The 18082-nt window shown below is 71.5% G+C and carries 14 protein-coding genes and 1 riboswitch; of the genes, 1 reads left to right on the top strand and 13 read right to left on the bottom strand.

The features are described 5' to 3' along the window. Positions 1-3: 3 nt before the first annotated feature. The 3 genes from ACP7BI_RS07250 to ACP7BI_RS07240 form a co-directional block, all read right to left on the bottom strand. On the bottom strand, positions 4-1152 hold the full coding sequence (locus ACP7BI_RS07250; RefSeq protein ID WP_425844723.1) for an ABC transporter permease: 1149 nt from the start codon (positions 1150-1152) through the stop codon (positions 4-6). Beyond that, a complete protein-coding gene (locus ACP7BI_RS07245) occupies positions 1152-2723 on the bottom strand; it encodes an ABC transporter permease (RefSeq protein WP_425844721.1) in 1572 nt (523 codons plus the stop codon). Before ACP7BI_RS07245 ends, ACP7BI_RS07250 begins: the two co-directional genes overlap by 1 nt. Positions 2724-2886: 163 nt before the next feature. Further along, on the bottom strand, positions 2887-4716 hold the full coding sequence (locus ACP7BI_RS07240; protein WP_425844719.1) for an ABC transporter family substrate-binding protein: 1830 nt from the start codon (positions 4714-4716) through the stop codon (positions 2887-2889). Between the two features lie 217 nt (positions 4717-4933). On the opposite strand from ACP7BI_RS07240, the gene ACP7BI_RS07235 reads away from it, so the two are divergent. After that, a complete protein-coding gene (locus ACP7BI_RS07235; RefSeq protein WP_425844718.1) occupies positions 4934-5713 on the top strand; it encodes a CPBP family intramembrane glutamic endopeptidase in 780 nt (259 codons plus the stop codon). A 4-nt stretch (positions 5714-5717) separates the two neighbouring features. Here the strand turns inward: ACP7BI_RS07235 and ACP7BI_RS07230 are convergent, their stop codons facing one another. From ACP7BI_RS07230 to ACP7BI_RS07185, 10 genes are all read right to left on the bottom strand, one after another. Further along, the gene (locus ACP7BI_RS07230) at positions 5718-7523 is read right to left on the bottom strand and encodes an ABC transporter substrate-binding protein (RefSeq protein ID WP_425844716.1); all 1806 of its coding nucleotides are present in this window, start codon (positions 7521-7523) and stop codon (positions 5718-5720) included. Continuing rightward, a complete protein-coding gene (gene gcvP, locus ACP7BI_RS07225; RefSeq protein ID WP_425844714.1) occupies positions 7523-10381 on the bottom strand; it encodes an aminomethyl-transferring glycine dehydrogenase in 2859 nt (952 codons plus the stop codon). The genes ACP7BI_RS07230 and gcvP overlap by 1 nt, the downstream gene beginning before the upstream one ends. Then, positions 10381-10740 carry a glycine cleavage system protein GcvH gene (gcvH, locus tag ACP7BI_RS07220; RefSeq protein ID WP_021010136.1) on the bottom strand — a complete coding sequence of 120 codons (360 nt, stop codon included), beginning with the start codon at positions 10738-10740 and terminating at the stop codon, positions 10381-10383. Before gcvH ends, gcvP begins: the two co-directional genes overlap by 1 nt. Before the next feature lie 3 nt (positions 10741-10743). Further along, complete coding sequence (gene gcvT, locus ACP7BI_RS07215) at positions 10744-11865, bottom strand: glycine cleavage system aminomethyltransferase GcvT (protein WP_425844713.1); 1122 nt, start codon at positions 11863-11865, stop codon at positions 10744-10746. Positions 11866-11925: 60 nt separating this feature from the next. Further along, a riboswitch (glycine riboswitch) is annotated at positions 11926-12012 on the bottom strand. Between the two features lie 32 nt (positions 12013-12044). Next, a complete protein-coding gene (gene mnhG / locus ACP7BI_RS07210) occupies positions 12045-12419 on the bottom strand; it encodes a monovalent cation/H(+) antiporter subunit G (RefSeq protein WP_425844711.1) in 375 nt (124 codons plus the stop codon). Then, on the bottom strand, positions 12416-12751 hold the full coding sequence (locus ACP7BI_RS07205) for a monovalent cation/H+ antiporter complex subunit F (RefSeq protein WP_425844710.1): 336 nt from the start codon (positions 12749-12751) through the stop codon (positions 12416-12418). Before ACP7BI_RS07205 ends, mnhG begins: the two co-directional genes overlap by 4 nt. Continuing rightward, the gene (locus ACP7BI_RS07200; protein ID WP_425844708.1) at positions 12751-13281 is read right to left on the bottom strand and encodes a Na+/H+ antiporter subunit E; all 531 of its coding nucleotides are present in this window, start codon (positions 13279-13281) and stop codon (positions 12751-12753) included. Before ACP7BI_RS07200 ends, ACP7BI_RS07205 begins: the two co-directional genes overlap by 1 nt. Continuing rightward, positions 13278-14786: a Na+/H+ antiporter subunit D gene (locus ACP7BI_RS07195; protein WP_425844707.1), complete on the bottom strand. Its 1509-nt coding sequence runs from the start codon at positions 14784-14786 to the stop codon at positions 13278-13280. Before ACP7BI_RS07195 ends, ACP7BI_RS07200 begins: the two co-directional genes overlap by 4 nt. Then, complete coding sequence (locus ACP7BI_RS07190) at positions 14786-15232, bottom strand: Na(+)/H(+) antiporter subunit C (RefSeq protein ID WP_425844705.1); 447 nt, start codon at positions 15230-15232, stop codon at positions 14786-14788. Before ACP7BI_RS07190 ends, ACP7BI_RS07195 begins: the two co-directional genes overlap by 1 nt. Continuing rightward, complete coding sequence (locus ACP7BI_RS07185; RefSeq protein WP_425844704.1) at positions 15229-18075, bottom strand: Na+/H+ antiporter subunit A; 2847 nt, start codon at positions 18073-18075, stop codon at positions 15229-15231. Before ACP7BI_RS07185 ends, ACP7BI_RS07190 begins: the two co-directional genes overlap by 4 nt. Positions 18076-18082 lie beyond the last annotated feature (7 nt).

Raw genomic sequence — 18082 nt, 5'->3', positions numbered from 1 at the left:
ACGTCAGTCCCGATCGCGATCGGGGTTGTCGCCCGCCATGTCGCCCGCCACCCTCGGTGCCTGCGCGTCGGGGCTCGGCGACTGGCCGTGCGCCGAGGCGATCGCAGCGGCGCGCGCCTCGTCCTCAGCCTCCGCGCCGCGCAGCGCGGCGGCGTCCGCGGCCGCCGTGTCGGACTTGCGCATCGCGCGCTCCGACGGCATGCGCTTCTGGCGCGGATCGAACGCGTCGCGCAGGCCGTCGCCGATGAAGTTGATGCACAGCGCGATCGTGATGATGAAGATGCCGGGCCACCAGAACAGCCACGGCCGCGTCTGGAACGCCTGCTGGTTCTGGCTGATGATGAGGCCGAGCGACGTGTCGGGTGCCTGCACGCCGTAGCCGAGGAACGACAGCGCCGTCTCGGCGAGGATCGCGCCCGCCATGAGCAGCGTCGTGTTGACGATGATGACGCCCATCGCGTTCGGCAGGATGTGCTTGAAGATGATGCGGCCGTTCGAGGCGCCGGCGACCCGCGCAGCGTCGACGAACTCCCGCTCGCGGAGCGTCAGGAACTCGCCGCGCACGAGTCGGGCGAGGCCCGTCCACGAGAAGAGGCCGAGCACGAGCGCGAGGACGAACGCGCCGAGCTTCCCGAACGTCACACCGATGACCGCGCCGATCACGATGAACGGGATCGTGATGATCACGTCGGTGAAGCGCATGAGCACCGAGTCGACCCACCCGCGGAAGAAGCCCGAGAGGGCGCCGATGACGATGCCGATGGTCGCGCCGATGATGCCGACCATGACCATGACCATGAGCGACTGCTGCGTGCCGCGCATGACGAGGGCGAAGAGGTCCTTGCCGATGTCGTCCTGTCCGAACGGGTGCTCCCACGAGGGCACGCCGCCGTTGACGGGCCGCGGGTTCTGCGTCCAGTCCCACTGCCACCAGCCTGGGATGCGGATGTTGCCGAACGACAGCCCGACGGAGGTGAAGGCGAGCAGGACGATGAGCGAGAGCACGATCATCGACACGACCGCGCCGCCGTGGCGGAAGAAGCGCTTCCGGACGATCTGCGCCTGGCTGAGGCCCTCCACCTCCTTGAGCTCGAGGTTGGCCTCGGCGTCGGTGAGGTGCGGTTCGTTGGTCTGCGGGATGTTGGTGGTCATCAGCTCACCCGGATCCGGGGGTCGAGGGCCGCATAGGCGATGTCGGCCAGCAGGTTGAACAGGAGCGCGAGCGCGCCGGTCACGAGGAAGAACGCCATCACGGGATTCGGGTCGGTGCGGTCGAGGCCGTTCTGGAACATCGAGCCCATGCCGGTCCAGCCGAAGACGCGCTCCGTGATGACGGCTCCGCCGATGATGCCCGCGATGTCGAACGCGACGATCGTCGTGATCGGGATGAGCGCGTTGCGGAAGGCGTGGCGCACGAAGACCGTGCGCTCGGTGAGGCCCTTCGCGCGAGCCGTGCGGATGTAGTCCTGGTTCATGACCTCGAGCAGCGTCGCGCGGGTGTAGCGCGTGTAGCCCGCGAACGAGATGACCATGAGCGCGATCGACGGCAGCAGCATGTGCGTGAAGGCGTCGACGCCCTGGACGAAGAACGACGACTGCGAGAAGCCGGGGTTCGCCGCGCCGATCGTCGCGATCGGGCGGCCGCGCACGAAGCCGGCCTCCGAGTACGCCTGCCACAGCTGCATGTGCCGGTCGACGACCATGATGCCGAACACGAGGAAGCCCGTCCACGCCGCGACCTTGCGGTTCGCGGCCTTGTTGTCGCCGCCGAGGACATGGCCGACCCCGACGCCGAACAGGACCACGACGACGAAGCTCGCGATCATGATCCAGCCGTTCATCGGCACGACCTGCGGGTTGAACAGGACGTAGTTCACCGGGTAGTAGAGCGCGACGCCGAGCGCCGCCATGCCGAGGGCGATGAAGAGCGAGCGGCGGTTCTTGAGTCCCGAGAGGATCGCCGTGACGAGCAGTGCGACGGTGAGGAAGAGCGCCGCGATCGCCAGCAGCGAGAAGTCGAGGCCGAAGACGATGAAGCGCGGGTTGAGGAACCAGCCAGAGACGCTCATGTACCACAGCAGCAGGCCACCTGATGCGGCGGCGAGCGCGAACGTGAGGAGCTTGCGCTTCGCGTCGCCGGGCAGCACCGACATCCAGAAGAGGCCGGAGACGGCTGCGACGAGCGCGATGACCCACCCTTGGATCTGCGCGCCGGACTGCAGCCAGTCGTTCGCCCCGATCGCGAGGAACTGCTTGAGCAGCACCGCGAACCAGAAGATCGGCAGCGAGTAGAAGAGGAAGGACACGAACGTCACGCCGTAGTCGTACGTCGAGTACTGGCGCAGCGCCGTCGTGATGCCGATGATGATGCCGAGGATGATGGCGACGACGGTCGCGATCGTCACGAGGCGCAGCGTCTGGTCCATCGAGTTGACGAGCACGTCGAGCACGGGCTGCTGCTGCACCGTCATGCCGAAGTCGCACTGGCCGATGAAGCAGCCGGCGATCCCGCCGAGCCAGATGAAGTAGCGCAGCGGCGGCGGCACGTCGAGGTGCAGCAGGCGGATGCGGGCTTCGATGAGCTGCGCCGTGTTGGGCGTCTGGACTCCGCGCAGATCCTCGAGCGGGTCTCCCGAGAGGGCGACCATGTTGTACATGAGGAACGTCGCGGCGAGCAGGATGAGCACCGCTGCGATCAGGCGCCTGACGATGAATGTCGCCACCGGTTCGCCTCCTTGGTTTCCGGTTCGGGATGGGTCCGCTCACGCTGATCGAGCGCGTCGGAAGAGTTCATGCGAGAGGCGCCGGGCCAGGCGGCCCGGCGCCTCTCTGCCTGAAAGCCACATCACACTAGCAGTGGATGCGCCCTCGAGGCGGTTGCGGGGATCAGCCCTCCGAGATGTTCGTCTCGGTCGGGGTCCAGTCCCACACGTTCCAGAAGATCGTCGGCGCGAGCGGCGACGAGTCGACACCCGAGATGCGGTCGGAGAACGCGGTGATCTCGGGGAACTGGAAGATGGTGATGCCGAACGCGTCCTCGACGAGGATGCGGTCGATCTCCATGAGCAGCTCCATCTGGCGCTCCTCGTCGGCGGTCGTGTTCAGCTCCTGGACGACCGCGTCCATCTCCTCGTTCGAGTAGAACGACAGGTTGTTGATGCCGCCGGTCTCGAAGTTCGGGCCGACCGAGGCGACGCCGAGCGACGTCGACTGCCAGCCGAACAGCGAGGCGTCGTAGACGCCGGGCGAGCCGAGCAGGCCACCCCACTCGGGCGACGAGCAGTCGGTGACCGACCAGCCGGCCTCAGCGGCCGACTCGCGGATGAGCTCGAACTCCGACACGCGGCGCGGGTTCGTCGAGGCGAACAGGAGGCAGACCTCCGAGCCCTCGGCGACACCGGCCTGCTCGCGCAGCGCCGTGGCCTGCTCGATGTCCACCTCGGAGTACATGTCGAGGATGCCGGAGCCCTCCACCGACTCGTCGTAGCCGTTGGCGCCCGGGACGAACACCGCGGAGTTGCGGACCGTGGCCTCGGGGTTGAGCGGCTTGATGAGGCGGTCGACGATCTCCTGGCGCGGGACGGTCAGGAGGAACGACTGGCGGGCCTCGAGCGTCGAGAAGACGCCCGGGTTCTTCGACTGGTCGAACTGCAGGTCCAGGTGCTCGTACGTCGCGCCCTCGCCGTAGTTGACCGTGATGCCCTCGGTGCCCTCGAGCGCCGCGCGGACGTCCGGGGTCGCCTGCGGCTGGATGACGTCGACGTCACCGTTCTGGAGCGCCGTGACGGCGGCCATCGGGTCGGTGATGAAGCGGACCGTGATGGTCTCGACCTGCGGCTGGTGGTCGCCGACGTAGTTCTCGTTGGCCTGCAGCGTGATGTACTGGTCGGCCACGAAGTCGGTGATCTGGTACGGGCCGTTCGCCGTGAGCACCGACGTGTCCGACGGCATCTCGGTGAAGTTGAAGCCCGTGTTCCACTCGGCGGCGAGCTGGCTGATGACCTCGGTGTCGCCGTTCTGGAGCGCGTCGAGCACAGCCTGCTTGGCCTCCGTCGCGTCCTCGATGCCGAGGGCGCGCTGCGCGATCACGTGCGCGGGCAGCGGCGAGCCGAACGCGAGCTCCCAGTCGACGTAGAAGTCGGAGTACGACATGAGGATGCCGCGGCCGTCCTCGTTGACCTCCGGCGTGTCGCGGACGAGGCCGAGGCCCGAGTCCGGCGTCGCGCCCGAGTCGAAGAAGACGGTGCCCTCGGGGAACTCGGTGAACTCACCGGTCTCCGGGTCCGTGAACTCCGCGGCGTCGAAGCCGGCCGAGTTGAACGCACCCGAGAGCGCGGCCCACTGCAGCAGGAGGTCGGCGGCGTCGACGGGGACCTCGTCGCTCCACTGCGTGTCCTCGTTGACGGTGTACTGCACCTGGAGCGGGTCCTCGGAGACCATCTCGTAGGTGCCGAACGACTCGTCGCGCTGCAGCTCGGGGGTGTTGTCGTAGAAGTTGAACCCCGAGTAGGTCATGTAGTTGATGTTGTTGTTCGCCGTCGCGTTGCCGAACGACGTCGAGCCGTTGGCCGAGTAGAACGGCTGGTTCCACGCGACGGTGATCGAGGTGCCCTCGACGATCTCCGCTCCTGGCGCCTGTGCAGGCGTGCAAGCGGAGAGGACGAGTGCTCCCGTTGCGAGCAGCACGCCGCCCGCAGCGAATCGCTTGATCCTCAATGTTCCTCCTGTGCAAGGTGAGCGCGCGGCCAGGAAGCCGCAGTGCTCTGGATGAGTGCCACCTTAGGCCCCGCTCAAGCCCGCGCCGGCGCCGAACGCCGGATCGTTACCAACTCGACGCAGAATCGTGATCCTCGCGCGAGCGGTGCCGTGCGCGCTCGCATCGTGCGCGAGCGGCGCGCGCACGCCCGGTTCGTGCCGACCGTACGCTGAGGAGGTGACCGAGCCCATCCGCCCCGACGTGCCCTCGAGGCGGCGGCTGCAGTGGGAGCTCGCGATCGTGCTGCTGCTCTCGCTCGGGGGCAGCGCGCTGTGGTCGGTGCTGCAGTTCGCCGACGTGTCGACGCGCGAGGCGCCCATCGGCGAGCAGTCCGTCGCGCTCAACCCCGCGCGCTCCGAGCGAGCGTGGCTCGACCTCTCGTACCAGCTCACCGGCATCGTGCTCGACCTGGTGCCGGTCGCGCTCGTGTGCTGGCTGCTGTGGCGCGCGCGCCCGCCCCGCCTCGGCGCGCTCGGCATCGACTGCACGAGGCCCACGCGCGACGCGCTCTCGGGGGTCGCGCTCGTGGTCGTGATCGGCGTGCCGGGGCTCGCGCTCTACCTCGTCGGGCGGCAGCTCGGGCTCTCGGTCGACGTCGTGCCGTCGCCGCTCGACGCGCACTGGTTCACGGTGCCGGTGCTGCTGCTGTCGGCGCTGCGCGCGGGGCTCACCGAGGAGGTCATCGTCGTCGGCTACCTCTTCGAGCGGCTGCGGCGGCTCGGTTGGGGCACGTGGCCGGTCATCGTCGCGGCGGCGCTGCTGCGCGGCGCCTACCACCTCTACCAGGGCGTGCCGGGGATGGTGGGCAACATCGCGATGGGGCTGCTGTTCGGCTGGCTCTACGCGCGCACGGGCAGGCTCGTGCCGCTCATCGTCGCGCACACGCTCATCGACGTCGCCGTCTTCGTCGGCTACCCGTGGGCCTACGCGACGTTCCCCGCGCTCTTCGCGGGCTGACCGGTCAGGGCGTCGCCGCTCCCCGGTCGATGCCCCACTCCCATGCGTTCCACGTGAGCGATGCGGGGCCGGGCCTGGGCGAGACGCCCTGCACCTCGGCGGCGCTCACGGTGAGCATCGAGAACTCGATGAGCGGCAGCGCGAGCGCATCGGCGACGAGCGAGGCCTCGATCGCGAGCAGCGTCTCCTCGAGCGCCTCTGGGTCGCCGGTTGCGAGCGCCTCGTCGAGCAGCAGCTCGCGCTCCGGGTCGGCGAGCGCGGTGAGCCCGCCGCCCCGCCACCGCTCCACGACCGAGGCAGCGTCTCGCGGCGCATCGACGCGGTGCAGCACGGCGTTCCAGTCCTGCTCCTCGAGCCCCGCGGCGAGGTCGTCGACGCCGCAGTCGACGACGGCCCAGCCGGCCTGGGCCGCTTGCGCGGCGAGCGCGGGCAGCACGGCCGCGGCGAACGCGTCCGCCCGGTCGTACCGCACGCAGATCGGCGTGCCGGCGGCGATGCCCATCGACTCGCGCTCCGCGATCGCGGCGTCGACGTCGCGGCCGCCGAAGGCCTGCGGGAAGCCGGCGTCCTCGAGCGCGTAGTCGTGGAGGCGAGTGCCGGGCAGGAACAGCAGCGCGTCGACGCCGCTCGCCTCGCCGACGCGCTCGCCGAGCGCCGCCTCGGCGACGACGCGGCGGTCGATCGAGTGGAGGAAGGATGCGCGGGCCTCGGTCGACTGCAGCGGCGCGCGGTCGGTGCGGAGCGTGAGCTCCCATCGGGAGCCGTCGCCGTGCTCCGCGAGCGTCGCGCCGTCGCGGTCGAGGTCGCGCACCGCGGTGCGGTCGGCCTCGGTCGGCACGAAGGTCGCGACGTCGACCTCGCCGGCCGAGAGGGCGGCGAGCGCGGCCGCGTCGTCGGCGACCGACCGCAGCGCGACGCGCTCGATCGCGGCGCCCTGCGCACCGACGTAGCGGTCGTTCGCGGCGAGCTCGACGCGGCCGTCGCGCACCCGGTCGACGCGGTACGCGCCCGACGAGACGAGCAGGTCGGCATCGAAGGCGGCCGGGTCGATCGCGAACGCGGTGCTCCACGCGGCCGCGAGCGGCGCGAGCGCGAGCGGATCGGCGCGGTCGATCGCGTCGAGCACGCGCTGCTTCGCCTCCATCGGGTCGCGCACGCCGAAGACGCGCTGCCCGAGCACGTGCGCGGGCACCGCGACCTCGAGCGCGGTGCGCCAGTCGGGCACGGGCTGCTCGAAGGCGACGTCGATCGATCGCGACCAGTCGTCGCGCGCGGGTCGCTCGGTCGCGAGCGCCATGCCGCCGGCGTCCGCGACGTCGAACCAGACCTCGCTCGCGCCGAGCTCGATCGAGCCGTCGGGAGCGCGTCGCTCCTCGACGTCGAGGTCGTCGGTCGAGAGGGCGTTCGAGGTCGCCACCCACGCGAGCATGAGGTCGGCGGCATCGAGCGGCACGCCGTCCGACCACCGCACGCCGTCGGCCAGGTCGTAGCGCACCGCGAAGCCCGCGCCCTCGACGACCGTCGCGGTGCCGAACGAGGGATCGGCGCGGCGCTCGCCGTCGGCATCCACGACGAAGAACGCGCCGCGCGTCATCGCCGCGACGTCGCGGTTGCCCTCGGTCGCGCCCGCCGTGCTCGCCGCGTTCGCGTCGGTGAGCTCGCCGCTCCAGGCGACGTCGACGCTCGTGCCGGGCTGCACGCGCGGCGTGACGTCGGGACCGCACGCGCTGAGCGCGAGCGCGGCGATCGCCGCCACGGCCGTCGCGACGACGGTCCGGGCGGCGATCGGGCGACGACCGCGCTGCGGCATCAGGCGAAGGCCTCCACCGGCGGGCAGCTGCAGACGATGTTGCGGTCGCCGTAGGCCTGGTCGACGCGCGCGACGGGCGGCCAGTACTTCGCCCGCTCGATGCCCGGTACCGGGAAGACCGCTTGCTCGCGGGAGTAGGGGCGGTCCCACTCGCCGTGCACGATCGAGCCGGGCGTGTGCGGCGCGCGGCGCAGGGCGCTCTCGTCGAGCGGCACCTCGCCCCGGCCGATCGCGTCGGCCTCGGCCTTGATCGCGATCATCGCGTCGACGAAGCGGTCGAGCTCGGCGAGGTCCTCCGACTCCGTCGGCTCGACCATGAGCGTGCCCGCGACGGGGAACGACATCGTCGGCGCGTGGAAGCCGAAGTCGACGAGCCGCTTGGCGACGTCGTCGTTCGTGACGCCGGTCGCCTCCTTGAGCGGGCGGAGGTCGAGGATGCACTCGTGCGCGACGAGGCCGTGCTCACCCGTGTAGAGCACCGGGTAGTGCTCGCGCAGGCGCGTCGCGATGTAGTTCGCGGCGAGCACGGCGCTCGCGGTGGCCTTCGTGAGGCCCTCGAGCCCCATCATGCGCACGTACGCCCACGAGATCGGCAGGATCGATGCAGAGCCCCACGGCGCGGCCGAGATGGGGTTGGCGCCGATGCGCACGCCGTCGATCTCCTGCGCCTGCTCCCGCGGGTCGCGCGGCAGGAACGGCGCGAGGTGCGCCTTCGCCGCGACCGGGCCGACGCCCGGCCCGCCGCCGCCGTGCGGGATGCAGAACGTCTTGTGCAGGTTGAGGTGCGAGACGTCGCCGCCCATGTCGCCGAAGGTCGCGTGGCCGAGCAGCGCGTTGAGGTTCGCGCCGTCGATGTAGACCTGGCCGCCGGCCTCGTGCACGAGGTCGGTGATGCGGCGGATCTCGGACTCGTAGACGCCGTGCGTCGACGGGTAGGTGATCATGAGCGCGGCGAGCTGCCCCGCGTGCGTGCCGATCTTGGCCTCGAGGTCGTCGACGTCGACATCGCCGTTCCCGCGCGTCGCGACCACGACGACGCGCATGCCGGCGAGCACGGCGCTCGCCGCGTTCGTGCCGTGCGCCGAAGCGGGGATGAGCACGACGTCGCGGTGGCCGTCGCCGCGCGAGTCGTGCCAGCCGCGGATGGCCATGAGGCCCGCGAGCTCGCCCTGCGCGCCCGAATTGGGCTGCAGCGAGACGGTGTCGTAGCCGGTGATGCGCGCGAGCCACTCGCCGAGCTGGTCGATGAGGGCGAGCGAGCCCTCGGCGTCCTCGAGCGGGCCGTACGGGTGCGGCTGCGAGAACTCGGGCCACGTGATGGCCTCCATCTCGGCGGCGGCGTTGAGCTTCATCGTGCACGAGCCGAGCGGGATCATGCCCCGGTCGAGCGCGTAGTCGCGGTCGGAGAGCCGCTTCGCGTAGCGCATGAGCTGCGTCTCGGAGCGGTGCGCGTGGAAGACCTCGTGCGTCATGAACGCGCTCTCGCGCGCGAGCGTCGCCGGGATCGCCCGATCCCCGGTGCCTGCATCGGCGGGGCCCGCGTCGGCGAGCCCGAGCGCGGGCAGCAGGGCGTCGAGGCGCACCCCCGTGCCGAGCTCGGCCCACGTCTCGTCGAACGCGACGTGCAGGGTGTCGTCGTCGACGACGTGCACGAGGATGCCCGCGTCGGCCGCGCTCGCCTGGAGCTCGCGCGCCCGGCCGGGCACGCGCATCCGCACGGTGTCGAAGAAGCGCTCGTGGACGAGCTCGATGCCCGCCTCTCGCGCCGCGCGGGCGAAGCGCGTCGCGACCGCGTGGACGCCCTCGGCGATCGCGGTGATGCCGTCGGGCCCGTGGTAGACGCCGTACATCGACGCCATGACGGCGAGCAGCACCTGCGCGGTGCAGATGTTGCTCGTGGCCTTCTCGCGGCGGATGTGCTGCTCGCGGGTCTGGAGCGTGAGCCGGTAGGCGGGGTATCCCTCGGCGTCGACCGAGACGCCGACGAGGCGGCCCGGCATCTGGCGAGTGAGCTGCTCGGCGACGGCCATGAAGCCCGCGTGCGGGCCGCCGAAGCCCATCGGCACGCCGAAGCGCTGCGAGGAGCCGACGACGATGCGCGCGCCCTGGTGGCCGGGCGCCTCGATGAGCGCGAGCGCGAGCAGGTCGGCCGCGGCGACGGGCACGCCGCCCATCGCGGTCGAGGCCGCGAAGATGCCGCGCGCGTCCCAGACGAGGCCGGATGCGCCCGGCAGCTGCGCGACGACGCCGAACGAGTCGGGGAGGTCGGCCGGGTCGATCGTCGCGAGCGGCAGCTCGACGAGCTCGATGCCCGTGCGGTGGGCGCGGTGGCGCAGCAGCGCCCTCGACTGCGGCAGCAGGTCGGTGTCGACGACGAAGACGGAGGATGCCGACTTCGAGGCGCGGCGCGCGAGCAGCATCGCTTCGACGACCGCGGTGCCCTCGTCGAGCATCGACGCGTTGGCGACGTCGAGCCCCGCGAGGTCGGCGACCATCGTCTGGAAGTTGATGAGCGCCTCGAGGCGGCCCTGGCTGATCTCGGGCTGGTAGGGCGTGTAGGCCGTGTACCACGACGGGTTCTCGAGGATGAGGCGCTTGATCGGCGCGGGCGTCACCGTGCCGGCGTAGCCGAGCCCGATCGCGGAGTGGCGCACGCGATTGCGCGACGCGATCGCTCGCAGCTCGGCGAGCGCCTGCGTCTCGGTCGCCGCCTCGCCGATGCCGGTGCCGGCCGAGCGGATGCCCGCGGGGACCGCGGCGTCCATGAGCGCCTCGAGCGAGTCGAAGCCGACGACGCCGAGCATGCGCTCCTGCGCCGCCGCATCGGTGCCGATGTGGCGGTCGACGAAGGAGCGCATCAGGCGGTGAGCTCTCGGTAGGCGGCCTCGTCGAGCAGCTCGGGCTCCTCGGTGAAGCGCACCTTGACGAGCCAGCCGGCGCCCTCCGCGGCGGAGTTGACGAGCGTCGGGTCGCCCGCGACCTCGTCGTTGACCTCGACGACCTCGCCGGCGGCGGGCACGATGAGCTCGCCGACCGACTTCGTCGACTCGATCTCGCCGATCGCCTCGCCAGCCGCGAACGAGCGGCCGACGCCCGGCAGGTCGACGAACACGACGTCGCCGAGCGCCGACTGGGCGTAGTCGGTGATGCCGATCGTGGCGACGTCGCCCTCGATGCGGATCCACTCGTGGTCGGCGGTGTACTTGGTCTCGCTCATGGTTCAGGCCTCTCGCTTGTAGAACGGCAGCTGGGTGACGGTCGCGCGCAGCTGCGTGCCGCGGACGTCGACGGTGAGGGCGTCGGAGCCGGCGGAGCCGGGCTCGACGAGGGCCATCGCGATCGGATGGCCGAGGGTGGGCGACAGCGCGCCGCTCGTCACTCGGCCGACCTGCCGGTCGCCGTCGAGCACGGGGTAGTCGGCGCGCGGGGCGCGGCGGCCCTCCGCTGTGAGCGCGACGAGCACGGGCGCGTCGTCGGCGGGACCGGCCTCGACCGCCGCGCGGCCGACGAAGTCGCCCTTCGCCTTGAGCGCCACGACCCGGCCGAGCCCGACCTGCGCGGGCAGCACGTCGAGCGAGAGCTCGTTGCCGTAGAGCGGCATGCCCGCCTCGAGGCGGAGCGTGTCGCGCGCGGCGAGCCCGCACAGCGCGAGGCCGTGCTCCTCTCCCGCGAGCACGACGGCGCGCCACAGCGACTCCGTCGCGTGCGCGGCGATGTAGAGCTCGAAGCCGTCCTCGCCGGTGTAGCCCGTGCGGGCGACGAGCACGTCCTCGCCCTCGAACACCGCCGGCAGCGCGCGGTAGTAGCGCAGGCCCTCGAGCGGCTCGGACTCGAGCCCGATCGCACCGACGATCGCCGCGGCGGCGGGCCCCTGCACGGCGACGAGCCCGGTCCGCTCGGTCTCGTCGACGACGCTCGCGTCGAAGCCCGCGACGCGCGCCTCGAGCGCCGCGAGCGCCGCGTGACGGTTCGACGCGTTCGCCACCACGAGGTACTCGGGCGCCGCGCCCGACTCGTCGACGCGGTAGACGATGAGGTCGTCGACGATGCCGCCGTGCTCGGCGAGCAGGAGCGAGTACTTGGCCTGCCACGGCTCGATCGACGAGATGCGGCCGGCGAGCGCGTGGTCGAGGAAGGCGCCGGCGTCGGGACCGCTCACCCGCAGCTCGGCCATGTGGCTGAGGTCGAAGAGCCCCGCGCGCTCGCGCACCGCCTGGTGCTCGGCGAGGTCGGAGCCGTAGCGCACGGGCATCTGCCAGCCGGCGAAGTCGATGAGCTGCGCCCCCGCCTCCTCGTGCACGTGCAGGAGCGGCGAAGCCGGCTGCTGAGCGTCTGCGGTCATGAGTCCTCCCGTGTCTGGACTCCCCCACTGTCGCGACCGTCGCCGATCGCTCCAGAGCGGCCTGCCCGTGCGGTTCGAGGACCTGAGAGTTTGGCGGGGAGGCTTGCTCCTTCGGTGCCCCCGGAGGGGCTCTCCCGCACGGGTGTGCAGCGGCCGGCTATGCGTTGCTGGACCCGATCCTATCGGTTCTGCGCGTCGTCGTCGCGATCGTCCCGGTCGTCGCGCTCCCGGTCGCCGTCGTCGACGACGAGATCGGCCCGATACTGCCCCGTGCGATAGGCCGCCTTGGCCATGACCTGCGTCGCGACGGGCGAGGTCACGAGCTGCAGGCACGCGGCGACGGCGAGCATGGCCGTCGCGCTCCCGTCGCGCAGCACGAGCGAGAGCCCGACGCACAGCATGAGGAAGCCGAGCGTCTGCGGCTTCGAGCCCGCGTGCATGCGGTTGAGCACGTCGGGCAGCCGGACGAGGCCGATCGCCGCCGTGAGGGTGAAGGATGCGCCGATGAGGATCAGCACGGAGCCGATGACGTCGAGCACGGATTCCAGGCTCATTCGCGGTCCTCGCTCCCGGGTCCGTCGCCCTCGATGCCCTCGGCGCGATCCTCCTCGGGAGCGCGGCCGACGACGCCCTCGCGACCCGCCACGAAGCGCGCCATCGAGACGGTGCCGGCGAAGGCGAGCAGGGAGACGACGAGGATGACGGGGATCGTGAAGGGCTGGTGGTTGATCGCCGCCTCGACGGCGAGTCCGCCCGCGACGGTCGTGATGAGCACGTCGGTCGCGACGACGCGGTCGCTCGGCCCCGGCCCGCGCACGATCCGCACGAGCGTGAGCGCCGCGGCCGCGACGAGCATGACGCCCGCGATGACGAGCACGACCTCCATCAGTCCTCCTCCAGCAGCGCGCGGTCCTCGCGCGTGCCGAACGCGCGCAGCACCGTCGCCTCGGTCGAGCGCACGCTCGCCCGCGCTCGTTCGATCGCCTCCGCGCTCTGCGCGTCGAAGACGTGCACGAGCAGCCAGCCCTCGCCCGCGTCGATCGCGACCGAGCCCGGGACGAGCGTCACGAGCTCTGCCGTGATGACGGTGATGAAGATCGAGTCGCTCCGCAGCTGCACGCGGATGATCGCGTTCCGCGTCGGCCGCCAGAACGCGAGCACCTTCACGGCGACCTGGAACGACGAGATGATGAGGCCGCGGAGCGTGACGAGCACGAGCCGCAGGAACCCGATCGGCCGGAACGACTCCAGCTCCGGCACGTCCGGCAGCGGGAAGATCACCTGGATGAGCAGCGCGATGCCGAGTCCCCACACGGCGGCCCCGACGGAGAGCTCTCCCCACAGCATCATCCAGATGAGCGCGAGGCAGATCGTCGCGGCGAGCGAGACGCGGTAGCGCAGCGGCGGGCGGTTCACGGCATCGCCTCCTCGACCGCGACGCCGTACGCGCCGCCCTTGATGTCGATGGACGCGCGCTGCGAGAACTCGGAGAGCGGACCGGCGAGCACCGTGAGCGAGACGGTGATGCCGACGAGCGCGGACGCCGCGACGACCCAGACGCGCGGCAGCACGCGCAGCGAGTGCACGCGGTCGTCGTCCTCGCCGCGATCCTGCCAGAAGGCTCGCTGCCAGACCCGGATGACGGCGATGAGCGTCAGCACGCTCGTCGCGACGCCCGCGACGACCGCGGCGATCGAGAGCGGCGACGGCACCGCGAGCGCCGCGTCGAGCAGGGCGACCTTGCCGAGGAAGCCGGAGAACGGCGGGATGCCACCGAGGTTGAGCGCCGGCACGAGGTAGAGCGCCGCGAGCAGCGGGATCGACGCGAGCCCTCCGAGCCGGGAGAGGCTCGTGGAGCCGCCGACGCGCTCGATGAGGCCCACGACGATGAACAGCGCCGTCTGCACGAGGATGTGGTGGACGATGTAGAAGATCGAGCCGGCGATGCCCTGCTCGGTGCCGAGCGCGACGCCGAGCAGCATGTAGCCGATGTGGCTCACGAGCGTGAACGAGAGCAATCGCTTGATCTCGCCTTGCGCGAGCGCCCCGAGGATGCCGAGCACGAGCGTCAGGATCGCCACGACGAGCAGCAGCTCGGTGAGCGGGCTCTCCGGGAAGAGCAGCGTCTGGAGCCGGATGATCGCGTAGACGCCGACCTTGGTGAGCAGGCCCGCGAAGACCGCCGTGACGCTCGCCGGCGCGGTCGGATACGAGTCCGGCAGCCACGCCTGGAGCGGGAAGATCGCGGCCTTGATGCCGAACACCACGAGCAGCAGCAGCTGGATCGTGAGCTGGAGCCCGGGGTCGAGCGCCGCGAACCGCTCCGGCAGGTGCGCGAAGCTCACCGTGCCCGTCGCGCCGTAGACGAGGGCGAGCGCGAGGAGGAAGAGCGTCGACGAGATGATGCTCACGACGACGTAGGTGCTGCCTGCTCGCACGCGCTCCTTCGTCGCGCCGAGCATGATGAGCACGTACGACGAGAACAGCAGCATCTCGAAGCCGACGAAGAGGTTGAACAGGTCGCCGGCGAGGAACGCGTTCGCGACGCCGGCCGTCAGGACGAGGAACGTCGGATGGAACACCGACACCGGCGCCCCGTCGGCGCTGTCGGCGATGTCGCGCCGCGACGGGAAGATCACGACGATCGCGGTCACGACGCTCGAGACGAGCACGAGCAGCGACGAGAGCCGGTCGGCGACGAGCACGATGCCGAGCCCCTCCGGCCACGCGCCGACCCACAGCACGATCGGGCCCTGCGCATCCGCCGCGAGGCAGAGGATGAGGGCGAGCACCGCGACGATGCCGAGCGTCGTGCCTGAGACGATGCGCTGCCACGCCGGGTGCCGTGCGAGCGCGAGCGTGATGCCGGCCGCGAGCAGCGGCAGCAGCACCGGGATCGGGACGAGGTTCGAGAGCTCCATCAGCTGCCCTCCCTGTCCGCGCGGCCGCCCGACTCGGTGTCCGGCTGCTCCTCGGGGGTGAGCTCGACGTACGCCTCGCTCGAGAGGTCCGCCTCCGCGCGGCGGCGCACGATCGCGTCCTCGACGTCATCGGCGACCTCGTCGTGCCCCTCGAGCTGGAAGGAGCGGTAGGACATCGTGAGCAGCAGCGCGCTCATCGCGAGCGAGATGACGATCGCGGTGAGCACCATCGCCTGCGGGAGCGGGTCGGTGATCTCGTCGGCGGGGTTGCCGACGATCGGTGCGAAGCCCGCGGGGCCGGCGGCGACGAGGAAGAGCAGGTTGACGCCGTTGCTCGCGATCATGACGCCGGCCAGGATGCGCATGAGGCTGCGCTCGAGCACGAGGTAGGTCCCCGCGGCGATGAGCACGCCGCCCGCGATGGCGAGCACGAGGGTCGGGGTCATCGGCGCACCTCCCGCCCTGGCAGCGAGCGGTCGGAGCGCCACTGCGGCCGCGGTGCGGAGTTCTGCTCGCCGTGCAGGTCGACGCCGGCGCCGAGCGAGCGGACGAAGTCGAGCATCGCGCCGATGATGATGAGCCACACCCCGATGTCGAAGAAGAGGGTCGTGACGAGCTTCTGCTCGCCGAGGAGCGGGATGACCCACTCGATCGCGTACGACTCGCCGATGCGGCCGCCGACGAAGACAGGCCAGACGACGCCGAGCACCGCGACGACCATGCCGCCGCCCAGCAGCTTGCCCGCGTCGAACGGCACCGCCTCGGTGAGCTCGTCCCGACCGCCCGCGAGATAGCGCACCGCGAGGGCGATGCCGCCGACGAGGCCGCCCGCGAAGCCGCCGCCGGGCTCGTTGTGGCCGACCGCCAGCAGGTAGAGCGAGACGACCATCATGACCGGGAAGAGCAGCCGCGTCATCATCTCGAGCACGGGCGAGGCCATGTGCTCGTCGGTGAAGGCGCCGCGCAGCCACGTGCCGCGGCGCGACGACGGATCGTTCTGGCGCAGCACGCCGAGCCCCGCGACCGGGCGGCGCACGAAGATGAGGCTCGCGACGCCGGTCGCGGCGGCGAGCACGACCGCGACCTCGCCGAGGGTGTCCCACGCGCGGATGTCGACGAGGGTCACGTTGACGATGTTCTCGCCGTGGCCGAACTCGTACGCCCAGCGGTAGAAGCCCTCGGAGATCGGCTCGGCCGTGCGCGCCTGCAGCGCGGCGAGGGCGGCGATCGTCGCGAAGGCGCCGACGGCGATCGCGAGCGCCGCGCGCAGGTACCGCGCCGCGCGCAGCGGCCGATCGGTGAAGTACTTCGGCAGGCGGCGGATGACGAGCACGAGGACGATGAGGAACACCGTCTCGACGAGCACCTGCGTGAGCGCGAGGTCCGGCGCGCCGTGCAGCAGGAAGAGCAGGCCGACGCCGTAGCCGACGACCGAGACGAGCATGAAGGCCTTGAGCCGGCCGCGGGAGGTCGTGACGAACAGCGCCGCGACCGAGATGATGACGGCAGCGGCCACCTGGCCCGTCGAGTCGTAGAGGCGCACGTCGGACGTCACCGCGCCCGAGAGGAGCAGCGCCGCGCCGGGCAGCAGCACCACGACGAGCAGGATCGTCGTGAGGTGCAGCGGGAGCGAACCGGTCTGGATGCGGCCGGTCACCTCGACCGCGAGCCGGTCGAGGCCGCGCATGCCCGCGTGGTAGCCGCGCTCGAACAGGTCCTGCCCGTGCGGCGCACGACGGCGGCCGCCGAACGCGAGGTGGATGCCGACGCCCGCGCCCCACGCAGCGATCGAGGCGATCAGGGCGAGGGTGAAGCCGTGCCACAGCGCGAGGTGCGGCGCGTCCTCGCCCGCCGGCACCGCCTCGACGTGCGGGTGCAGCAGCTCACTGATCGAGTCGTCGCCGAAGCCGAGCACGAGGCCGGCGACCGCGAGCAGCACGGGCGCGGCGACGAGCATCGGCGAGCGGCGCTTGATCTCGACGGACCGCGGGCCGAAGAACGTGCCCATGATGAACCGGAGCGAGTACGCGACGGTGATCGCGGCACCGAGCGCGATGCCGAAGAAGCCGACCCAGCCGAGCAGCGCGAGGTCGCCGTGCGCGTCGCCGATCGCCGCGTCGAGGGCCGCCTCCTTGCCGAGGTAGCCGAGGGCCGGCGGGATGCCCGCCATCGACGCCGCGGCGAGGATCGCCGAGCCCGCCGCGAGCGGCAGCGTGCGGCCGAGGCCGCCGAGCTCGCGCAGGTCGCGCGTGCCCGTCGAGCGGTCGACGACGCCGACGACCATGAACAGCCCTGCTTTGAAGACGGCGTGGGCGACGAGCAGCGTCAGCCCCGCTTGCATCGACGCGTGCGTGCCGATCCCGATGACCGTCATGAGCAGGCCGAGCTGGCTCACGGTGCCGTGCGCGAGCAGCACCTTGATGTCGAGCTGCCGCATCGCCCGCACGGCTCCGAGGAGCATCGTGACGATGCCGAGCCCCACGATCGTCCAGCGCCACCAGGGCAGGTCGACGAAGGCGGGCGTCAGCGCGGCGATCAGGAAGACGCCGGCCTTCACCATCGCGGCGGCGTGGAGGAACGCGGAGACGGGCGTCGGCGCGGCCATCGCGCCGGGCAGCCAGTACTGGAAGGGCACGATCGCCGACTTCGACAGCGCTCCGACCACCATGCAGCCGGCGGCCCACGCGGCCGCGGCCGAGCGCGGCGGGTCCTCGAGGATCGCGCTGAGCGAGTAGGTGCCCGTCTCCGCCTCGAGCAGCAGGATGCCGACGAGCATCGTCAAGCCGCCGACCGTCGTGACGATGAGCGCCGTCTGCGCGGCTCGCCGGTTGCTCGCCGAGCGGTGGTTGAGGCCCACGAGCAGGTAGCTGAAGATCGTCGTCAGCTCCCAGCCCACCATGAGCACGATGAGGTCGTCCGAGAGCACGAGCAGGAGCATCGACGCGGCGAAGCCCGTGAGCAGGCCGACGGTGCGGGCCGCGAGCGTGCGCGAGTCGAAGTACCAGGCGCAGTAGACGAAGATGAGCCCGCCGACGCCGAGCACGACCATCGAGAGCAGCCACTGCAGCGCGCCGAGCTTGAGGTCGATCGCGATGCCGAACGCGGGCATCCACTCGACCCGCTCCTGCAGCACCTGGCCCGCCGCGACGAGCGGCGCCTGCATGCCGAACCACACGGCCGCGGCGAGGCTCGCGATCGCGGGGAGCAGGAAGACGAACCGCCCCATGCGGCCGCTGAGCGCGCTCGCGACGACGCCGAGGACGGCGAGTGTCGTCACAGTGAGCAGCACGTGGTGG

The organism is Agrococcus sp. TSP3-2-1 (genome assembly GCF_049897585.1).
Classification (GTDB): domain Bacteria; phylum Actinomycetota; class Actinomycetes; order Actinomycetales; family Microbacteriaceae; genus Agrococcus.
The sequence above is the reverse complement of the archived record's forward strand: the minus strand, read 5'-3'. Positions and strand labels throughout refer to the sequence as shown.